The sequence below is a fragment of the Pantoea sp. SGAir0175 genome (assembly GCF_043547855.1).
Genome location: NZ_CP028082.1, coordinates 513,817 through 531,255 on the forward strand (window position 1 = coordinate 513,817; position 17,439 = coordinate 531,255).

Annotated in this window: 20 protein-coding genes; 10 read left to right on the forward strand and 10 right to left on the reverse strand. The window is 55.5% G+C overall.

Features of this window, described 5'->3' with window-relative positions; translation table 11 throughout:
* Nucleotides 1–86: 86 nt before the first annotated feature.
* Both C1N56_RS21640 and C1N56_RS21645 read left to right on the forward strand, forming a co-directional pair.
* Nucleotides 87–767, forward strand: coding sequence for an O-methyltransferase (locus tag C1N56_RS21640; protein WP_394517714.1), 681 nt, complete (start codon nucleotides 87–89; stop codon nucleotides 765–767).
* Nucleotides 768–824: 57 nt separating this feature from the next.
* A complete protein-coding gene (locus tag C1N56_RS21645; protein ID WP_058758679.1) occupies nucleotides 825–1,058 on the forward strand; it encodes a hypothetical protein in 234 nt (77 codons plus the stop codon).
* Between the two features lie 41 nt (nucleotides 1,059–1,099).
* Here the strand turns inward: C1N56_RS21645 and zigA are convergent, their stop codons facing one another.
* The 3 genes from zigA to C1N56_RS21660 form a co-directional block, all read right to left on the reverse strand.
* On the reverse strand, nucleotides 1,100–2,317 hold the full coding sequence (zigA, locus tag C1N56_RS21650) for a zinc metallochaperone GTPase ZigA (RefSeq protein WP_394517547.1): 1,218 nt from the start codon (nucleotides 2,315–2,317) through the stop codon (nucleotides 1,100–1,102).
* A 158-nt stretch (nucleotides 2,318–2,475) separates the two neighbouring features.
* Nucleotides 2,476–3,582 carry an ABC transporter substrate-binding protein gene (locus C1N56_RS21655; RefSeq protein WP_282954505.1) on the reverse strand — a complete coding sequence of 369 codons (1,107 nt, stop codon included), beginning with the start codon at nucleotides 3,580–3,582 and terminating at the stop codon, nucleotides 2,476–2,478.
* A 150-nt stretch (nucleotides 3,583–3,732) separates the two neighbouring features.
* The gene (locus C1N56_RS21660; RefSeq protein WP_010615761.1) at nucleotides 3,733–4,485 is read right to left on the reverse strand and encodes an IclR family transcriptional regulator; all 753 of its coding nucleotides are present in this window, start codon (nucleotides 4,483–4,485) and stop codon (nucleotides 3,733–3,735) included.
* 381 nt (nucleotides 4,486–4,866) lie between these two features.
* Here C1N56_RS21660 and C1N56_RS21665 point away from each other — a divergent pair, with 381 nt between their 5' ends.
* The 6 genes from C1N56_RS21665 (at nucleotide 4,867) to C1N56_RS21690 (ending at nucleotide 9,738) form a co-directional block, all read left to right on the forward strand.
* Nucleotides 4,867–5,259 (forward strand): RidA family protein, encoded by a 393-nt coding sequence (locus C1N56_RS21665; protein ID WP_021508748.1) that lies wholly within the window; start codon nucleotides 4,867–4,869, stop codon nucleotides 5,257–5,259.
* Nucleotides 5,260–5,452: 193 nt separating this feature from the next.
* Nucleotides 5,453–6,289: an ABC transporter substrate-binding protein gene (locus tag C1N56_RS21670; RefSeq protein ID WP_104187713.1), complete on the forward strand. Its 837-nt coding sequence runs from the start codon at nucleotides 5,453–5,455 to the stop codon at nucleotides 6,287–6,289.
* 53 nt (nucleotides 6,290–6,342) lie between these two features.
* Nucleotides 6,343–7,080, forward strand: coding sequence for an amino acid ABC transporter permease (locus C1N56_RS21675; RefSeq protein WP_394517548.1), 738 nt, complete (start codon nucleotides 6,343–6,345; stop codon nucleotides 7,078–7,080).
* Nucleotides 7,077–7,721, forward strand: a complete 645-nt coding sequence (locus C1N56_RS21680; protein WP_021508751.1) for an amino acid ABC transporter permease — start codon at nucleotides 7,077–7,079, stop codon at nucleotides 7,719–7,721. Before C1N56_RS21675 ends, C1N56_RS21680 begins: the two co-directional genes overlap by 4 nt.
* A complete protein-coding gene (locus C1N56_RS21685) occupies nucleotides 7,718–8,455 on the forward strand; it encodes an amino acid ABC transporter ATP-binding protein (RefSeq protein ID WP_021508752.1) in 738 nt (245 codons plus the stop codon). The genes C1N56_RS21680 and C1N56_RS21685 overlap by 4 nt, the downstream gene beginning before the upstream one ends.
* A gap of 11 nt (nucleotides 8,456–8,466) precedes the next feature.
* Nucleotides 8,467–9,738: an alanine racemase gene (locus C1N56_RS21690; protein ID WP_394517549.1), complete on the forward strand. Its 1,272-nt coding sequence runs from the start codon at nucleotides 8,467–8,469 to the stop codon at nucleotides 9,736–9,738.
* A 125-nt stretch (nucleotides 9,739–9,863) separates the two neighbouring features.
* Here the strand turns inward: C1N56_RS21690 and C1N56_RS21695 are convergent, their stop codons facing one another.
* The 3 genes from C1N56_RS21695 to C1N56_RS21705 all read right to left on the reverse strand — a co-directional run bounded on the left by C1N56_RS21695 (nucleotide 9,864) and on the right by C1N56_RS21705 (nucleotide 13,098).
* Nucleotides 9,864–10,565, reverse strand: a complete 702-nt coding sequence (locus tag C1N56_RS21695; protein ID WP_058758684.1) for an aspartate/glutamate racemase family protein — start codon at nucleotides 10,563–10,565, stop codon at nucleotides 9,864–9,866.
* Between the two features lie 150 nt (nucleotides 10,566–10,715).
* Nucleotides 10,716–10,937, reverse strand: coding sequence for a YdgH/BhsA/McbA-like domain containing protein (locus tag C1N56_RS21700; protein WP_010615756.1), 222 nt, complete (start codon nucleotides 10,935–10,937; stop codon nucleotides 10,716–10,718).
* Nucleotides 10,938–11,043: 106 nt separating this feature from the next.
* Nucleotides 11,044–13,098 (reverse strand): FUSC family protein, encoded by a 2,055-nt coding sequence (locus C1N56_RS21705; protein ID WP_394517550.1) that lies wholly within the window; start codon nucleotides 13,096–13,098, stop codon nucleotides 11,044–11,046.
* A gap of 242 nt (nucleotides 13,099–13,340) precedes the next feature.
* Here C1N56_RS21705 and C1N56_RS21710 point away from each other — a divergent pair, with 242 nt between their 5' ends.
* Complete coding sequence (locus C1N56_RS21710; protein ID WP_058770463.1) at nucleotides 13,341–14,288, forward strand: sulfonate ABC transporter substrate-binding protein; 948 nt, start codon at nucleotides 13,341–13,343, stop codon at nucleotides 14,286–14,288.
* 173 nt (nucleotides 14,289–14,461) lie between these two features.
* Here C1N56_RS21710 and C1N56_RS21715 read toward each other — a convergent pair whose 3' ends face one another.
* From C1N56_RS21715 to C1N56_RS21725, 3 genes are read right to left on the reverse strand one after another with little or no spacing between them, the layout of a single operon-like run.
* Complete coding sequence (locus C1N56_RS21715; protein WP_394517551.1) at nucleotides 14,462–15,172, reverse strand: ArsR/SmtB family transcription factor; 711 nt, start codon at nucleotides 15,170–15,172, stop codon at nucleotides 14,462–14,464.
* Nucleotides 15,169–15,561, reverse strand: coding sequence for an amino acid-binding protein (locus tag C1N56_RS21720; RefSeq protein WP_058781345.1), 393 nt, complete (start codon nucleotides 15,559–15,561; stop codon nucleotides 15,169–15,171). Before C1N56_RS21720 ends, C1N56_RS21715 begins: the two co-directional genes overlap by 4 nt.
* Complete coding sequence (locus C1N56_RS21725; protein WP_058781344.1) at nucleotides 15,554–15,877, reverse strand: antibiotic biosynthesis monooxygenase family protein; 324 nt, start codon at nucleotides 15,875–15,877, stop codon at nucleotides 15,554–15,556. Before C1N56_RS21725 ends, C1N56_RS21720 begins: the two co-directional genes overlap by 8 nt.
* A gap of 314 nt (nucleotides 15,878–16,191) precedes the next feature.
* Here C1N56_RS21725 and C1N56_RS21730 point away from each other — a divergent pair, with 314 nt between their 5' ends.
* Nucleotides 16,192–16,626, forward strand: a complete 435-nt coding sequence (locus C1N56_RS21730; protein ID WP_394517552.1) for a GNAT family N-acetyltransferase — start codon at nucleotides 16,192–16,194, stop codon at nucleotides 16,624–16,626.
* A gap of 62 nt (nucleotides 16,627–16,688) precedes the next feature.
* Here C1N56_RS21730 and C1N56_RS21735 read toward each other — a convergent pair whose 3' ends face one another.
* Entirely contained in the window at nucleotides 16,689–17,438 is a 750-nt protein-coding gene (locus C1N56_RS21735; protein WP_150360150.1) for a 2-phosphosulfolactate phosphatase, read from the reverse strand.
* Between the last annotated feature and the right edge of the window lies 1 nt (nucleotide 17,439).

Below are 17,439 nucleotides of genomic sequence, written 5' to 3' on the forward strand. Positions count from 1 at the left end.
TCCTGAACGCGAATAGTGAAATGCGAGTAATTCATCGTATTCTGTTCCTGACGCAAAATCCATCTTCTGATGCAGGAACCCCGATGATGAACACCCTCACTTCCGCGCCGCTGGCGCCGCTGCTTAACTATTTATTTGAGCTGGCGGATAACATGGCGCATCCCACCAATGAAGCGTTTCGCGTGATGTCCGATGAGGAGCAAACGCGTCTGCTGCAGAGCAAAACCGATTACCGCGAACTCTACGGTCATTTAAAGGATGTGCCGCTGGCGGTCTCACGGGAAACCGGCAAACTGCTGTACATGCTGGCGCGCAGCAGCCGGGCGCAGCATATCGTTGAGTTTGGCACTTCGTTTGGTCTCTCCACCCTGCACCTGGCGGCGGCGGTGCGCGATAATGGCGGCGGCCGCATCATCACCAGCGAGTTTGAAACGGGCAAAGTGGCGCTGGCGCGCAATCATTTTGCCGATGCTGGCGTCAGTGACCTGATTGAAATTCGCGTGGGCGATGCGCTGGACACGCTGAGTCAGGACCTGCCAGCCAGCGTTGATATGCTGGTGCTGGATGGCGCGAAGGCGATCTATCTGGAGATTTTGCAGCTGGTGCAGCCCTGGTTGCGTCCGGGGGCCCTGATTGTGGCCGATGATGCCGATTTCAGCCCTGAGTATCTGGAAATGGTGCACGGCAGCCGCCTCTATACCTCGCTGCCGTTTGCTGATGGCGTCGAAGTTTCAATGTGGCTGGGATCGCCACATAAAGGCGCTTAACAGCGTCACGTTTATGTTATATCGTTACAATCCCGTGCTCTGATTGAGGTTGCTGCGATGAAGGTTACAGTTCCACTGTTAGTGATTGCTTTTGCTTCGGCGAAAGCGGGAGCATTTCAGGCGAAAATCGATCCGTTAAAGCTGGCGCTGAAACCGGCTAACGCACTTGCCAGCACCGATCAGGCGCAGCCGCTGGCGATTGCCGAAGCGCATGCGCGCCTGGCGACGGCGGTGAGCGGCTGTCAGTGTCCGTTCTGCACCCAGATGCGGCTGATGAATACCGGATTATGATGATAGGTTCGTCGCCGCACAGCCCGCTGCGCGGCGACGCATCAGTCAAACCATGGCTGAAACGGATCAGGCAACTGTGCCCAGCCGTCTGGCCCCAGCGCCATTTCCTCATCGGTCAGTAACGCATGGTGCAGCTGCTGACGCAGCACGGTTTCATCCATATCGATACCGATGATCACCATCTCCTGCCGCGCATCCCCCGTGCCTTCATGCCAGTTTTCGCGGATGTAATGCAGCGTGTCTGCGTCCTGCGGCCAGCGATCTTCAGGCACGCAGGCCCACCACATCCCGGCCAGCCCCTGCCGCGTGACGCCGCCGGCCTGCGACCAGGATCCGGCGTGACGCGGGCGGGTTGCCAGCCAGAAATACCCTTTCGACCGCACCACGCCCTGCATGTGCTGCGTAATCACCTGATAAAAACGCTGCGGATGGAAGGGACGACGCGCGCGGAAAACAAAGCTGCGGATGCCGTACTCTTCAGTTTCAGGCGTGTGCTCGCCGCGCAACTCTTTCAGCCAGCCGGGGGCCTGTGCCGCAGCATCGAAGTCAAACAGGCCGGTATTCAGCACCTGATCAAGCGCCACCTGACCAAACTGCGCGCGAATAATCCGCGCACGTGGATTGAGCGAGTGCAGAATCGCGGTCAACCGTGTCTGCTCCGCCGTATCAATCAGGTCGGTTTTGTTGAGAATCAGCACATCGCAGAATTCAATCTGATCGATCAGCAAATCGACCACCGTGCGCTCATCCTCATCGCCAAGCGATTCGCCGCTCGAGCGGACGCTTTCACTGGAATCATAGTCACGCAGGAAATTGTAGCCATCCACCACGGTCACCATGGTATCCAGCGCCGCCACGGCGGACAGGCTTTGCCCCTCTTCATCGGCAAACGTAAAGGTTTCCGCCACCGGCAGCGGCTCAGAGATGCCGGTCGATTCAATCACCAGATGATCAAAACGCCCCTCTTTTGCCAGCCGGTTGACCTCCAGCAGTAAATCTTCGCGCAGCGTGCAGCAGATGCAGCCGTTGCTCATTTCCACCAGCTTCTCGTCGGTACGTGACAACGCCGCCCCGCCCTCGCGCACCAGCGCGGCATCAATATTCACTTCCGACATATCGTTGACGATCACCGCCACGCGGCGGCCTTCGCGGTTGTTGAGAATATGGTTAAGCAAAGTGGTTTTTCCGGCACCGAGAAAGCCAGAGAGTACGGTGACCGGCAGCCGCCTGAAGCCGCCGTTTGTGGATAAAGCTGACATAATCACTCCTGAATAATGACATCACGCGCACCTGAAAGGGTGCTGATATTGATATGTTATAACATAACAATATGCAGTGTCATGACCGTCGTGCTTTTTTTGTGGGGTTTTGCTTTGGGCAGGATGGGAACAGCGGGCCGGGCGCCCGCTGCGGGCAATTACTGGTTGTCCGGATAGCTCAGTTCGATGGCATTGTCCGGCAGTTGAGTGAAGGTTTTCACGAGGGTATGGAAATCCGCCACCGGTTTGAGATCGGCAAACTGCTGCGGATAGAGATCCTTCGCGAGGATTTCCATGCCGATGATGTTGTACGGGTGATTGTAGAAGTGATGATACACCCCATACACGCGCCCCTGCTTCACCGGCGCGATTTGCGCCAGTCCGGTACGCTGCAATAACGTCTGGAACGTGGCACGTACTTCCTGCGGCTGCACGCCGTAACCAAACGGCAGCACGTTGCTGTTTGGCCGCTTTGAACCGGTCATGATGTAAACGTCCGGTTTCATGGCGATGATTTTTTCCAGCGCGACAAAGCCGGCATTACCTGGCAGCAGTGCCGAACCAATATTTTTGCCGCCGACCGCTTCTACCAGGCCACCCCAGCCATTATGACTGTGGGTAAAGCAGCAGTTATCGCTGTTACCGGCAATGGGTTCGATAAATACCGTGGGTTTGTTTTTGACCTTCGCAACGGCTTGCGTGATGCGGTCGAAGCGCTGCTGGTAAAAATCGGTGTAGGCTTTGGCTTCGCTTTCGCGGTTCAGCACTTTGCCCAGCAGCGTGACGCTCGGGGCGGTGTTTTGTGCCGGATGCAGTTCATAATCGACGAACAGCACCGGGATATGCAGGTTGTTCAGCGTGCTCAGCACGCCGGATTGTTCCAGCGCCGGCTTAGCGCGCAGCTGCGCAATCATCAGATCCGGTTTCTGCGCCAGCACGCTTTCCAGATTAACCTGGCCCTGATCGCTGAAACCCATATCGACAATTTTTGTCGCTTCAGGCCAGCGGCGCTTTAGCATATCCCAGGTTTGCGTATCCTGCTTTTTCGGCAGATTGTTCCAGGCCACGACACGTTTAAACGGATTGTCGCGATCGAGCAGCGCCAGCGTCAACACATCGCGGCCATCCTGCAGAATGATGTGCTGCGGTTCTTTGCTGATTGTTTGCGTGTGACCATCCATGTCGGTGACGGTGAGCGGATAGTCAGTCGCGCAGGCTGCGGTTGAGACCAGAATCCCCATTGCCAGTAACAGGCGCGTTTTCATGCCAAAACTCCGTGGTAAAAGAAATAGTTATTATTATCAATTACCTTAACACAACCTTAATCACGGCAAAATAAACCCGACGGCACGCGGTTGTAAGCGAATAATACGGCGCCGGGAGCCCGCCGCATTACGCTGTGGCGAAGCAACGGCTCAGGTGAAATCAGACAATTTCTGCCCAGACGCGATCAGTTCCTGCAGCAGCATCTGTCGGCGTTCCGCCGGAGTATCACGGCTGACCATAAAGCAGATTGCCGCAACCGCCTGGCCGCTGCGCGAGCGAATCGGTGCAGCCATACAGCAGGTAAAGCTTTCGGACAGACCTTCGGTCATGCAGTAGCCCAGCTGGCCGGCACGGTGAATCTCTTCGAGGAAGGTCTGCTTGTCGAGAATCTGACCGCTGGCCAGCCGATAATCCTCCTCCGGAATCAGGTCGAGAATGGCGCTGTCCGACCAGTTACTCAGCAGTAAACGACCGGTCGCCGTCCAGGTGATCGGCACGCGCACACCGATATCAGAGGTGATTTTAAACGGATGGGCGTTACTCTCCGACAGCACCACGGTGTATTTGTTACCTTCCAGCATACATAGCTGCACGGTTTCGCCATGACGCGCCACGATCTCAACCATAAGCTGATGTGCACGACGGATCAGATCGTTGTGGGCCATGTAATCCGCACCGTAATAGTGCATTTCACGACCGAAAAACACGGCACCTTCCGCATCAAGCTCAACCAGGCCCGCTTCACTCAGCAAACTGACCAGCTCATAAATACTGGAGCGCGGTGCACCGGTCGCTTCGATTAAATCCCGCATCGCCATAGGCTGACGCGCGATATGCAGCTGGCGAAAAATATCAATAACCCGGTCAACACCGCGTGCCCGGGACGTTTTTTCATCCGGCATACGCTCACTCCCCTGTCGTTATGGTGCTACTCACCTGCGTTTAAAAAGAGCTGCATGATACACCCGGCAAAAGAAATTACCCATCCCCGCAATAATAAAAATCTTTCCGGCGACTTTATTTATCATGCGCTATTTTCGGGCCCCATTGTGGCGCATAAAAAAGATGGGACTCGCTGTTAAATTCGATAGCGGTCACATTTCCATTCAAAAAAATCACGCACTGGATTTTATTTTGCGATCGCACCAGCACGGCAAAAAATTAATTGCCGATTGCCATATTGCAAAAAAGCAACAGCTGTGCAAATCTCGTCCTATCCGGTATTGCAGATAGCAGTCTGGTATATCAGACAGAAACGGTAGTGTGCAAAGGAGCAGAAAGACATGACGATCAAACGTTATGGCATTGAGGGCGGTACCGGTACCGGCGGGCAAAAACTGCCGTTCGCCCGCGCCGTTGAGGCCGATGGCTGGCTGTATATCTCAGGCCAGACGCCGATGCGCGACGGCGAAGTAGTAGAGGGCGGCATCATCGAACAGACACAGTTAGCGTTCGACAACTGCCTCACTATCATGCGCGAAGCGGGTTACCGCGTGGAGGATGTGGTCCATGTGACGGCGGTGTTGACCGACGCGCGTTATTTCAGTTCTTTCAACAAAGTATTCAGTGAGATATTCAGTGGTCATCCACCGGCGCGTATTTGTAGCGTGCAGGATTTAGTGGTCGACTGCAAAGTCGAAGTGGACATGAAATGTTTCCGCGCCGACCGTAAATAAGTAATACCGTTCAACCAGGCTGCGATGTTCATTTTCTTCGCCAACACCAGGCCAGCCTGATATTAATTAATGCATTTGCTTTTTCAATAAAATAACCCGAAATACGCGGTGCGGCCGCTGCGCTGGCTATCGTCTATTAAACGGGTGATGCGGAATAACGCCGTCTCGTCAAACATTTAAAGAGAGCATAAAGATGAATGCAACATCGCTGAAATTAAGTGCCAAAACCGTGGCCGGTGCGCTGGTCATGCTGGCGATAGCAGGCTGTACGCCCACCGAAGAGAAAAAAGAGGCTGGCGCTGCGCCACAGTCGGCGCTGCAAACCGTACTGCAGCGCGGCACATTGCGCGTCGGTGACTGCCTGAGCTTCGCACCGTTCGGTTTTTATGACAAAGACGGCAACCCGGATGGTTACGACGTTGACCTGGCGAAAGCGCTGGCCAAAGAGATGGGCGTGAAGCTGGAAATGGTCAACACCACCAGCGCCAACCGCATCCCTAATCTGCAAACCAACAAAGTCGATGTGGTGTTTTGTAACTTCACCCGCAATCTGGAACGTGCCAAAGAGATTGGCTTCACCCATCCGTACGTAGTAGCCAGTGAGGCAATGCTGGTGCGCAAAAACAGCGGCATTCAGTCTGCGCATGACATGGCCGGCAAAACCATTGCCACGGTGAAAGGCTCGACCAATGGCGACGAAGTGCGCAACCTCGGCATCGACGTGAAAATTCAGGAGTACGACTCATCCCAGGCGGCGATTCTGGCCGTCAAACAGGGTCAGGCCGATGCGATGATCGAGGATAACAACTTCCTCGCTTACCAGGCGAAGCTCGATCCGTCACTGGCCGTGACCAACGAAGCGCTGGTCCCACTGGAGTACAACGCCTTTGGGGTGAAACAGGGCGACCAGGTATGGACCAATTACCTCAACGAATTCCTGTTTGAAATCAACGCATCCGGTGAGAACGCCCAGCTGTATGAGAAATGGTTCGGCAGCAAACCGCGTTATCCGCTGAATCCGCAATACTGATTGTCCGCCCACGGCGCAGTCGCACAGGCTGCGCCGCCTGAAGGAGTCATACCATGAGTTATCAATGGCTAACCCTGTGGCGTTACGCCGACACCTTTCTGGAGGCCGCGTGGCTCACGCTGCAGGTTACCCTGCTGGCGTTCGCGCTGGCGGTGGCGCTCGGTCTGCTGGCCGCACTGGCGAAATCTTCACCGCTGGCGCCGCTGCGCTGGATCAGCCACTGTTATGTTGAATTCATCCGCAATACGCCGGTGCTGCTGCAAATTTTCATCATCTTTTTTGGCCTGCCGTCGCTCGGTATCACCATGAGCGCCTTTACCGCCGGAGTGCTGGCACTGGGGATTAACGTCGGTGCCTATTTGTCGGAAACCTTCCGCGCCGGTATTCAGTCCGTGGCGAAGGGCCAGCTGGAAGCGGCGCATATCCTCGGCATTCCGCGCCACCAGATTTTCCTCAGCGTGGTGCTGCCGCAGGCGGCTCGCGCCGTCTGGCCGGCGATCATCAATAACCTGATTCAGCTGCTGCTCGGTACGTCGCTGCTCTCGGCGATCGCCCTGCCGGAGCTGACCGGTACCGCCACGGTAATTAACGCGCGCACCCTGCTTTATATTCAGACTTTCAGCGTCGTTGCCCTGGTGTATCTGGTGCTGAGTAACCTGTTTTCATGGCTTGGCACCGTGGCCGGACGCCGGCTGTTCCACCCGCCGCTGGTGACGCCGGTAAAAAAGTCCGGCTGGCGGTGGGCAAAAAAATGGCTGATTAATCCAGTGAAACGGGAGAATGCGTTATGAGCGAACTTATCATTAGCTCGCTGCCAATCCTGCTGAAAGGGCTGGTCATCACCTTACTGCTGTCCATCGCCGCTATCGCCGGCAGCACCCTGCTCGGTTTACTGGCCGCGGTGCTTCGCACCAGCCGTCTGCCGATCGCCAGAGAGATTGCCGTGCTGTACACCGAGCTGTTTCGCGGCACGCCGGTGCTGATCACACTGATGTTCATTTACTTCGGCGTGGCCTATTTTGGTTATGAAATCAACTTGTTCGCCGCCGGCATTCTGGGCCTGAGCATTTATCAGGGCGCTTACATTGCTGAAGTGTTCCGGGCCGGCATTGAAGCCGTGCCGAAAGGGCAGTGGGAAGTGTCGTGGATCCTCGGATTATCAAAACGCCAGACGTTTCTCAGCGTAGTGTTGCCACAAACGCGCGGCATCGTGCTGCCGCCGCTGGTGGGTCAGTATCTTTCACTGATCAAAGATACGTCAATTGTCAGCATGATCGGCATGTCGGAGCTGATGCACCAGGGGCAGGCGATTGTTGATCGCATTGGCCAGCCGGTGGTGGTTTACGGCCTGGTCGCCCTGCTCTACTTCGCTGTCTGCTTTCCGCTTTCCCGTTGGGTTCAACATCATCAAACCAGGAGCCAGTTATCATGAGCAAATCCGCCATTACGCTGAGCCGTATTACCAAATCCTTTGGCGCAACTCAGGTACTGAAAGAGATCAGCCTGGACGTGTCGCCGGGCGAAGTGCTGGTGCTGATTGGCGCCTCCGGCTCGGGAAAAAGTACCGTGCTGCGCATTATGAGTGGTCTGGAAACCGCCGACGGCGGCGAAATCTGGGTCAATGAAGTACCGCTGCACGACCGTAAACGCAGCAGTGAAATTTGCGGCCACGTCGGCATGGTGTTTCAGCAGTTCAACCTGTTCCCGCATAAAACCGCACTCGGCAACGTGACGCTGGCGCTGATTAAAGCGCAGAAGCTGTCCGAAGCGGAAGCGAACAAACGCGGCATGGCGGCGCTGACGCGCGTTGGCCTGGCGGAGCGCGCGCATCACTATCCGGCTCAGCTTTCCGGCGGGCAGCAACAGCGTGTGGCGATTGCCCGCGCGCTGGCGGTCGAGCCGAAAATCATGTTCTTCGATGAAGCCACCTCCGCGCTCGATCCCGAACTGGTTGGTGAAGTGATGGAAGTGATGCGCAGTCTGGCACGCGAAGGCATGACCATGGTGGTGGTGACGCATGAGATGGGCTTTGCGCGTAAAACCGCCGATCGCGTGGTGTTTATGGACCAGGGGGTGATCGCCGAACAGGGTTCGCCGGAGCAGATTTTTGTTAATCCGCAGAATCCGCGCACCCAGCAGTTTTTGTCGCGCGTGCTTGAGCACTAACAGGAGGCAGGATGTCGATTCACTTCCCTTTGCAGGCCGACGGCGCGCTGGATGCGCTGCAGCCTGCGCCGCGGTTTAAATCGGTGGCCGGAACGGGCAATCAGCCGCTGGCTAACGGCACGCCGGTGTTTAACAGCCCTGACGTTTTCTCACCGCTGATGCTGATGAAACAATCGGCGCTGGAGAATAACCTGCGGCAACTGGCGGCGTTCTGCCAGGAAAACGGCGTGATGCTGGCCGCGCACGGCAAAACCTCGATGTCGCCGGCAATTCTGCGCCGTGCCGTCAGTGAAGGCGGCGCCTGGGGCCTGAGCGCAGCGACGCCGGCCCAGGTGCGCGCGCTGCGCCAGTTTGGCATCCGCAACGTGTTTCTCGCCAATGAACTGGTGGATCCCGCCGGGATCCGCTGGATTGGCCAGTGGCAACAGCAGCATCCCGACCACGGCTTCCTCTGTTATGTGGATTCGCTGCAGGGCGTAAAACTGCTTGAGCAGCATCTCGGCGGCGCGCAGATCGCCGTACTGCTGGAGATGTCGGTCAGCGGCGGCCGCACCGGCTGTCGCTCGCCGCAGGCTGCGCTGGAAATCGCCCATGCAATCCATGATAGCCGCTCACTGCAGCTGGTGGGTGTGGCCGGTTATGAAGGTGCGCTGGGTGCCGGACGCGATGCCGCAGGCGTGCAGCGGGTGAAAGATTACTGCGAGATGATGATCGCGACCGCCGCGCTGCTGGCTGAACACCAGCTGTTTGCCAGCGGAGAAATTATTCTCAGCGCCGGCGGTGGCGCGTGGTTCGATGTGGTCGCGGCCTGCTTCAGCGCGGCACAGTTGCCGCTGCCGGTCACGCCGCTGATTCGATCCGGTGCGTACATGGCACACGACAGCGGCTTATATGCACGCATTGCCCCCTTTGCGCAGCCGGGTGCAACGCACCATTTCAGCGCCGCACTGGAGATCTGGGGCCGCGTGTTATCGCGTCCGGAGCCGGGGCTGGCCTTTGTCGATTTCGGCCGGCGCGATGTGCCGTTCGATCAGGAGCTGCCCAATCCGCTGTGGATTCGTCAGGCGGACGGCAGCGCACCGCGCGCGGCTACGCATTTGCGCATCACCGACGTCAACGATCAGCACGCTTATTTGCAGTTACCGGCGGACGATCCGCTGCAACCGGGCGACTGGATTGGCTGCGGCATTTCCCATCCCTGTACCGCATTTGACAAGTGGCGTTATTTACCGTTGGTGGATGATGACTATTGCGTCACCGATTCACTGGAAACCGCGTTCTGACGCTTTTTCAGCCACAAAAAAGGCTGCCAGTGCTGGCAGCCAGTTCTGGCACATCCCTGTGCGACCATGCGGGTCGGCGTTGTGCCTTCAATGAACACATAATAACACAGATTATAATTAGCAGGCTAGTTATTTGTTGCCAGCGCCAGCTTCACCGCGTCCTGCGCATGGATTAATGTGGTATCGAACAGCGGCACCGCCGCATCCTCCGCTTTAACCAGCAGCGTGATTTCGGTACAGCCAAGGATAATGGCTTCAGCCCCTTGTGCCACCAGCTGAGCGATGATGTCACGGTACTGCGCGCGTGATTCTTCACGGATCACGCCGAGGCACAGCTCCTGATAAATAATGTCGTGCACCGTTTTACGTCCGGTAGCGTCCGGTACCAGCACCTCGATGTCATATTGCTGCTCAAGGCGCCCTTTATAGAATTCCTGCTCCATGGTGAACGCGGTCGCCAGCAGACCGACGCGTTTCACGCCGGCCTGACGAATGCGTTGTGCCGTGGCGTCAGCGATATGCAGCAGCGGAATGCGGGTGGCCGTGGTGATCTGATCGGCGACTTTGTGCATGGTGTTGGTGCACAGCACAATGAAATCCGCCCCGCCCTTCTCCAGGCTACGGGCGGCTTCGGCCAGGATTTCACCGGCCTGCTGCCATTCACCGGCGACCTGCAATTTCTCAATTTGCTGAAAATCGACGCTGTACATTAGGCTGCGCGCCGAGTGCAGTCCGCCCAGCTGTTGCTTTACCTGTTCATTGATGATGCGGTAATAGAGCGCGGTGGATTCCCAGCTCATGCCGCCAATCAGGCCAATCATTTTCATCAGTTACCGTTCCCCACGGAAATTAGCTCGTCTGGCACTGTACGGTATTCAATGAAGGCTTGAAAGCATCGCGGCGCTGAACCGCATCGCAGGCACAAAAAAGCCCGGGATAACCCGGGCTAAGCACGTTAACGGAGAAAAGGATTGTTATTATTTGTACAGCTCAGCAGTCATGTCCACGCCGTTGTCTGCGCGGGCGCTGGTGATTTTGTAGCTGTCCGCACCACTCGCTTTAGCCTGAGCGGCAACCTGGGCTTCAGCGCTATCCAGCGTGCTGCCGTGAACGGAGATGCTTTCAGCGGCGAAGCTACCGAAAGAGATCATAGAAAGAGCAGCAACAGCAGCGATGGTCAGAGTTTTTACGTTTTTCATGGTCATATTCCTTCAATGTTTGGGTCAGAGCTGAATGCTCTGCATGGGAGTTATAGTAACCATTGTTATTATTACCGACCTAACAAAAAGTGCGATCTTAATCACACTATGTGCGGTTTTGCTCTGCCAGCGGCTGCGGCCAGCGCGCGCCAGGAAAGAGCGACAGACGGATATTGAACAGATGAAACAGCGGCGCAAACAGCGCATTTTCCTGCTGCGCCGCCGCCTCCAGCCGCAGCAGTAACACATCAAGCTCATGCAGCAGCGCCGGCGATGGCGTGCTGTCCAGCGTTTTCAGCCGCTGCTTAAGAAACTGACTCAGCTCGTGAAACATGGCTGCGCTTTCTATCTGGTTCGCCAGCAGCAGGTGCCGATGACGGGTGTAATAGTCATAGCAGTTAGCCCCGAGCCAGGCTTCCGCAATCAGGTTACCGCCCGCCACCAGTTCCGGTGCCGGATCGACGCTTTTACGCGGCAGAATCACGTTTACCCTGTCCAGCGTGCGTGCGACAAATTGCTGCCGCGCCGTCAGCGTGGCGGTGTTCATGCGCAGCGCGGTAATAAACTGCAGCAGATCGCGAATGCCTTTGCGCAGCGCACGCGTGGCCGTCCACGCCGGGCGTTTGTTGCGAATCAGCAGCGTCAGCACCAGCGCAACAGCAATGCCCACCAGCGTGGAGATCATGGCATTCACTATAAGCTGCAAATCGGGTTTGAAATGGTGGCTCATGCCGATCAAACCGGGGATCTGCGTGGCGACGATGAGACCGATCAGGTTGGTGGACGGATTGGCAATCACCAGCCCTAAAGCAAACAATCCCGGCGCGAGGCAAATCACCAGCGCTTCAAACGTCACCGCCTGCGGGATCAGCAGCGTGACGTAAATCAGGCTGATCGCCATGGAGATCAGTACGCCCTTCAGAAACAGCTTCATTGGCGCGATGGGGCTATCCAGCCCGGCGAAGAACGAACACAGCACCGCCGCCATCATCGGCGCGGTTGAACCATCACGCCAGCCACTGCCAATCCAGAACAGGCAGCTGGCAAAGGTGGCGATGAAGGCAGTAAAGCACGACAGCAGCAATAGCCCTTTATCGACATGCTTGTGCGCGCGTGACGCCTTGCCCGGTTTCACCGCTGGCGTCCAGTCACTGACGCGCTCGCTAACGCTGTGGTAAGCATCAGCAATACGGACAAAATTGAGTAACCGTTCCAGCAGACCGATGAGCAAAATGCTCTCTTCAGTGTTAAGCCACCCTGCGCGCCAGGCCTGCTGCAGCTGCTCCTGAGCGCCGGTGAGGCGATCGCGCACCGGCTGTTGCGCATCACCGTTCAGCCAGTGTAAAAATTGCTGAAAGGCCGTCGCGACATAATCGGGAAAGCGGATCTGCTGCTGTGCCAGCAGATTCAGACGCGATTCAATGGCGGTGAGCGTCGGGATCAGGTACGACAAATGCTGATACTGCACGCTGACCAGCCGCACCAGCCGCCGCGCGGCATCACCTTCATAGACGCAGTGGGTGATCAGCGTTTCGACGTTAAGCGGATAGTTGGCCATCTGCACCAGAATATCCTCGCGCTCCAGCGATTTTGCCGCAGGCATCGCCGTCATCAGCTCGCTACACAATTTACGCGCGTTCTGATACCACAGCCCGACGCTCTGTTCGAGCAGATGGCGCATCGAAACCGGGAAGATCAGCCGATGCACCAGGCTGCTGCAGACAATCGCCACGGTGATTTCCTCAATGCGGGAAATTACCGTATAGGTAATGGCGCCGGGCGAGGTCACATCGGGAAAGCCCATAATGGCGGCGCTGTAGCCGGCCAGCATAAAGACGTAACTTTTTGGCGTGCGGTCGTGCAGCGAGAGATACAGGCAGACGGCAACCCAGAGTGAAATACACAGGCTGAACAGCATCGGCGACTGGACCGTAGCCGGATAGATCAACAGAGTAAACAGCCCGCCCAGCACGGTGCCAAAAAAGCGAAACACCGATTTGGACACCGTCGAAGCGGAATAAAGCTGCGAGGCAACATACACGGTGGTCAGTGACCAGGCGGGTTTGTCGAGGTTGAGTTCCAGCGCAAGATAAAAAGCCAGAAAGGCGGCCAGACAGGTTTTGGCAGAGAACAGTACGGCGCTTCGGGAAAACCACTTCATAGAACGGGAGCAACCTATAGCAGGCAACGTTATCGCTTATCCTGACAGAAGCCTGCGGCGTTGACATTTTGATTTGTTATACAAATTATTACCGTGCTAATTATCCGGTTCTCTATGCAACTTGCCCATTACAGTGAATGCTGATGCAGGCTGGAATTAGAGTTATAAGCGATATTAAAAAGTTATTTATTGGTTATATAACAACTTTGCCAGGATGGAGGAAAAACCACGAGAGACGTCCCATGAAAGCACAACGTTTTGCCCTGAGCGCACTGGCACTCAGCTTCGGCCTGCTCGCAACGCACGCCTTCGCCGCCAACCCGGAAACCGTCACCATCGGCTATCAGAAAGCCAACATTTTTGCGCTGCTGAAATATCGCGGCACGCTGGATGAGACCTTCAAAAAAGAGGGTATTGCGGTGCGCTGGGTGGAATTCCCCGCCGGTCCGCAAATGCTGGAGGGGCTGAACGTGGGCAGTATCGATCTGGCCGCCACCGGCGATGCGCCACCCGCCTTCGCGCAGGCGGCAAAAGCCGATCTGATTTATCTCGGACATTCACCCGCTAACCCCAAAACCGAAGCTATCGTAGTACCGAAAGACTCACCCATCAAAAGCGTGGCCGATCTCAAAGGCAAACGCGTTGGCCTGAACAAGGGTTCAGACGTCAATTATCTGCTGGTGAAAGCGCTGGAAGATGCCGGGCTGAACTATAAAGATGTCACGCCGGTTTACCTGCCGCCGGCCGATGCGCGCGCCGCCTTCCAGAAGGGCGCAATCGATGCCTGGGTGATCTGGGATCCCTACCTGGCTGAGGTCGAAGCCAACGCCGGCGCGCGTGAAGTGCGCAACGCCGAAGGTCTGGTGCCGCACTACACCTTCTATCTTGCCAGCCGCCCGTTTGCTGAAAACCACCCGCAAACGGCTAAGCAGGTGGTTGACGAGTTGAGCAAGCTGAGCGACTGGGCCAATCAGCATCAGGATGAAGCCGCCGCGATTCTGGCGAAATCTACCGGTCTGGATAAATCCATCTGGCAGACCACGCTGCAACGCCTGCCTTATGGCGCGTCACGCATGTCACCGCAGGTGTTTGCGGAACAGCAGGCGCTGGCGGACACCTTCACCCGCGTCGGCCTGCTGCCGGTGAAAGTCGATGTGCGCAGCGCGACCTGGTCGCTGGATAAGAAATAAACCCTTTAAGCTCTGGCGATTAAGCGCCTGACCTGAAGCGGAGTAAACCTGTTTTCCACGGCCGGACGGTAAGTTACTGCATCCTGCGGGAAAACGTATCGCCCTCCGCTTAACCTTTCACAAGGAGGGCATGCCGGGTCATCTGATCACATCGACCGGTACCTGATGTTTATTCAGCTGATTTTCAGCTTAAACAGCCGATTCATTGCCACCCGGCCTGAATCGGTTACGTTGACTTCACGGTATCCCTGTATACGCTTTACCCATTCTTTTTGCAGGAAAAGCGTAAACAGGGCTGAGCCCGCGTCACCGCCGAGGTGGAAACGCCTTTCACTCCAGTCCGGACAGGGGCAACAGGGCTTGCGCCGTGTGCGGGAGTTAAGTAAAACGCCCATGTTCTCAAAATGGATTTTGCCGGCTGATGTCAGTCCCGAACCCTCTGCTTCCAGCCAGTTTTCCCTAAGCATAAAGTCATAAATTTCGATAGCAAGCTCGCCGGCCAGATGGTCATAGCAGGTGCGTGCATAACGCAGATGAAGCGGCGTACTGGAAACGGGGGCCTTAATGGTCCCCATGGAAACCCCCATCAGGTTTTCCAGCAATCCGGCGATAGGATGGCCAGCCAGACTGTAATAGCGATGACGACCCTGCATCATGCAAATGACCAGACCGTTGCTGAGGAGTCGGTTCAGATGCCCGCTGGTTGTCGAGGCTGCTATGCCAGCCACTACGCTAAGTTCGGTCGCTGTCCATGCGCGCCCGTCCATCAGCGCGCACAGAATAGCCACCCTTGACGGGTCTGCCAGCGCAGATGCCACCATTGCCATTGATGTTTCAAGGACATTATCCGGCTCACTTTCGCGCGTTTGGTTAACAAGGTTCATTCAGAAGCTACTGCCCATTTTCGGGTTACTTCGGCTGCCCGGACATCATCATCCGTAATGAGAATGAGCCGGTTATGGTGGTCGCTGTACTGTACCAGAATATTGATGCCGTTCCGGGCAAGCGTGTCAGCGATTTCGCCCAGCTCTCCGGGACGTTCCTGCGCTAATTTTCTGACCAGAGGACGACATAGGTTGCCGACTTCAAAACCGGCTTCAGTTAATACCGTGCGCGCTTTATAACCGTCTTCAACCAGAAAGTGCGCATGTCCGCCTTCCGGTGTTGTAAATACGCCACCTCCTTCAAGACCCACACCGTTTTTCCCCAATACACTCCCCAGTAAACCCAGCGAGCCCGGGCTATTTTTGAGAATAACGTGAATGTCATGCATGCGGATTGGTTCCCTTATCAGAAGAGTAATCACGGAATACACTGGCTACCCGTATTCTGTAGAATGAAAAAATCGACTGCCTGCCTTCTTGCTGCGCGGCCTGATGCATCACATTGCGTTTCCACCCGGCGACAGCATCCTCATCTTCCCACCAGGACAAAGAGAGGATCTTGCCGGGCGTGGTCAGGCTCTGGAAGCGTTCTATGGAAATAAATCCGGGCGTGTCGGATAAGAGAGGCTTCAGCTCAGAAGCTAGTTGAAGATATCGCTCCTGAGCTGCTGGCAGGGCTTCTGCCTCAAAAAGTACTGCAATCATGGTCCGCTCCGTCGTTTATTTTCGGACAGCTTAATGAAGACGAAACCATGTTGCTTCGGCCGGTACCGAAGTGTGTGTGTTAGCGAAGCCACCGGCATGGATAAGCGATAAACAGCATGCTCAGGAGTTAAACGGCGGGAATGTGGAGCCACTGGCTATGGCCGCTTCTGATACAAAGCGGATTCATATACACTTCGATATCTGGTACAAGCGAAAAAAGACATTACGAGCAGCTTTGGACTCAAACCCTGATGACTTTATAAAAATGGCATCAATACTAAAATTTACGCTTATCCTGGAATGGAGTTAAACCTGTGAACATAAATATAAGAACAGCCAGGGCAGCTGATGTCGATGCCATTTTTTATGTCAGAACCTCAGTTACCGAGAATCACTTGAGTCGTGAGGAAATGCGGCGAATCGGGGTTACCGAAAACGTAGTCGCTGATTTGATAGAGAAGAGTCACTGTGCATGGGTTGCGACTGAAAACGAAAAAATTATTGGTTTCTCTATGATTTTACCTGATGAAGCCTGCCTTTTTGCTGCCTTTGTTCTGCCGGAGTACGAAGGCAGGGGTATAGGCCGCAGGCTTGTTGAACTCGCGGAAAAGGAATTATTCAGGCATCATGAGATTGCGTGGCTTGAAACTGACAAAAAAAGTCGTGCAGCAAAATTTTATATACATCTCGGCTGGGCCAATAAAATTGACATCAATGACACTGATATCAGATTAGAGAAACATCGCTGAGTGAAATCCACAGCAATATTCATTGATGTCCGCTCCTGGCACAGAGCGCACCGTCTGGTCGGTCAGAAACTATTTTGCCCGGGCAATGCTGACATATAGGCATCACCCCAAAGCCGGCATTCCAGGCTGGACTTGTCTACTTCAAGGCAGAGATCGACATCCCCGGCGAATCCACGTTGCATCAGCTCTATTGCAGACGAACACTCCCGTAAAAGCACCAGGTTTTGCTTCTGGTAATGCTGCCAGACAGCCACCGCAGCCTCTGCTTCTGGTGAGCAATTTTGACGCCCCATTGCAGCAATAATTCCGCCAGCAGCCACATAATCCTCAATACTGGGTCGAAGGCTACCATCGGGCCAGCGTTCTCCACAGGGAATTACCAGAACACGGCTGAAGGAACGGCAGGCATTCGCGGTCGCAGATATGTTTCTGAAACAGCCGCTCAACACTGCTATTCCTGCATCCCTTGCTTTGAATGAAACAGCTGAACCGTTAGGCGATGGGAGGACCAGTTTTTCACCCTCGCTTATGTTTCTTAGCGAAGCCGGCGATAGGCTGTAACCTTCACCGCTGAATCGCCTGTCCGGACTCGCTGTGCTGGCTCCCATTTTCAAACCATATTCAATAGCAGAAGCATCTTTCCAGGGGTACGGATAGACACAGGCACCATTATTGACAGCCATACTGACGCAAGTTGAGAACGACATAACGTCAACAATGACAGCGCAGTCGACTTCCCCGGCAAGATGCTCTACCGCAGGCAGGCCCCACTCAAGACGAACCGCAAATTTTTCCTGACTGAACCATTGCACG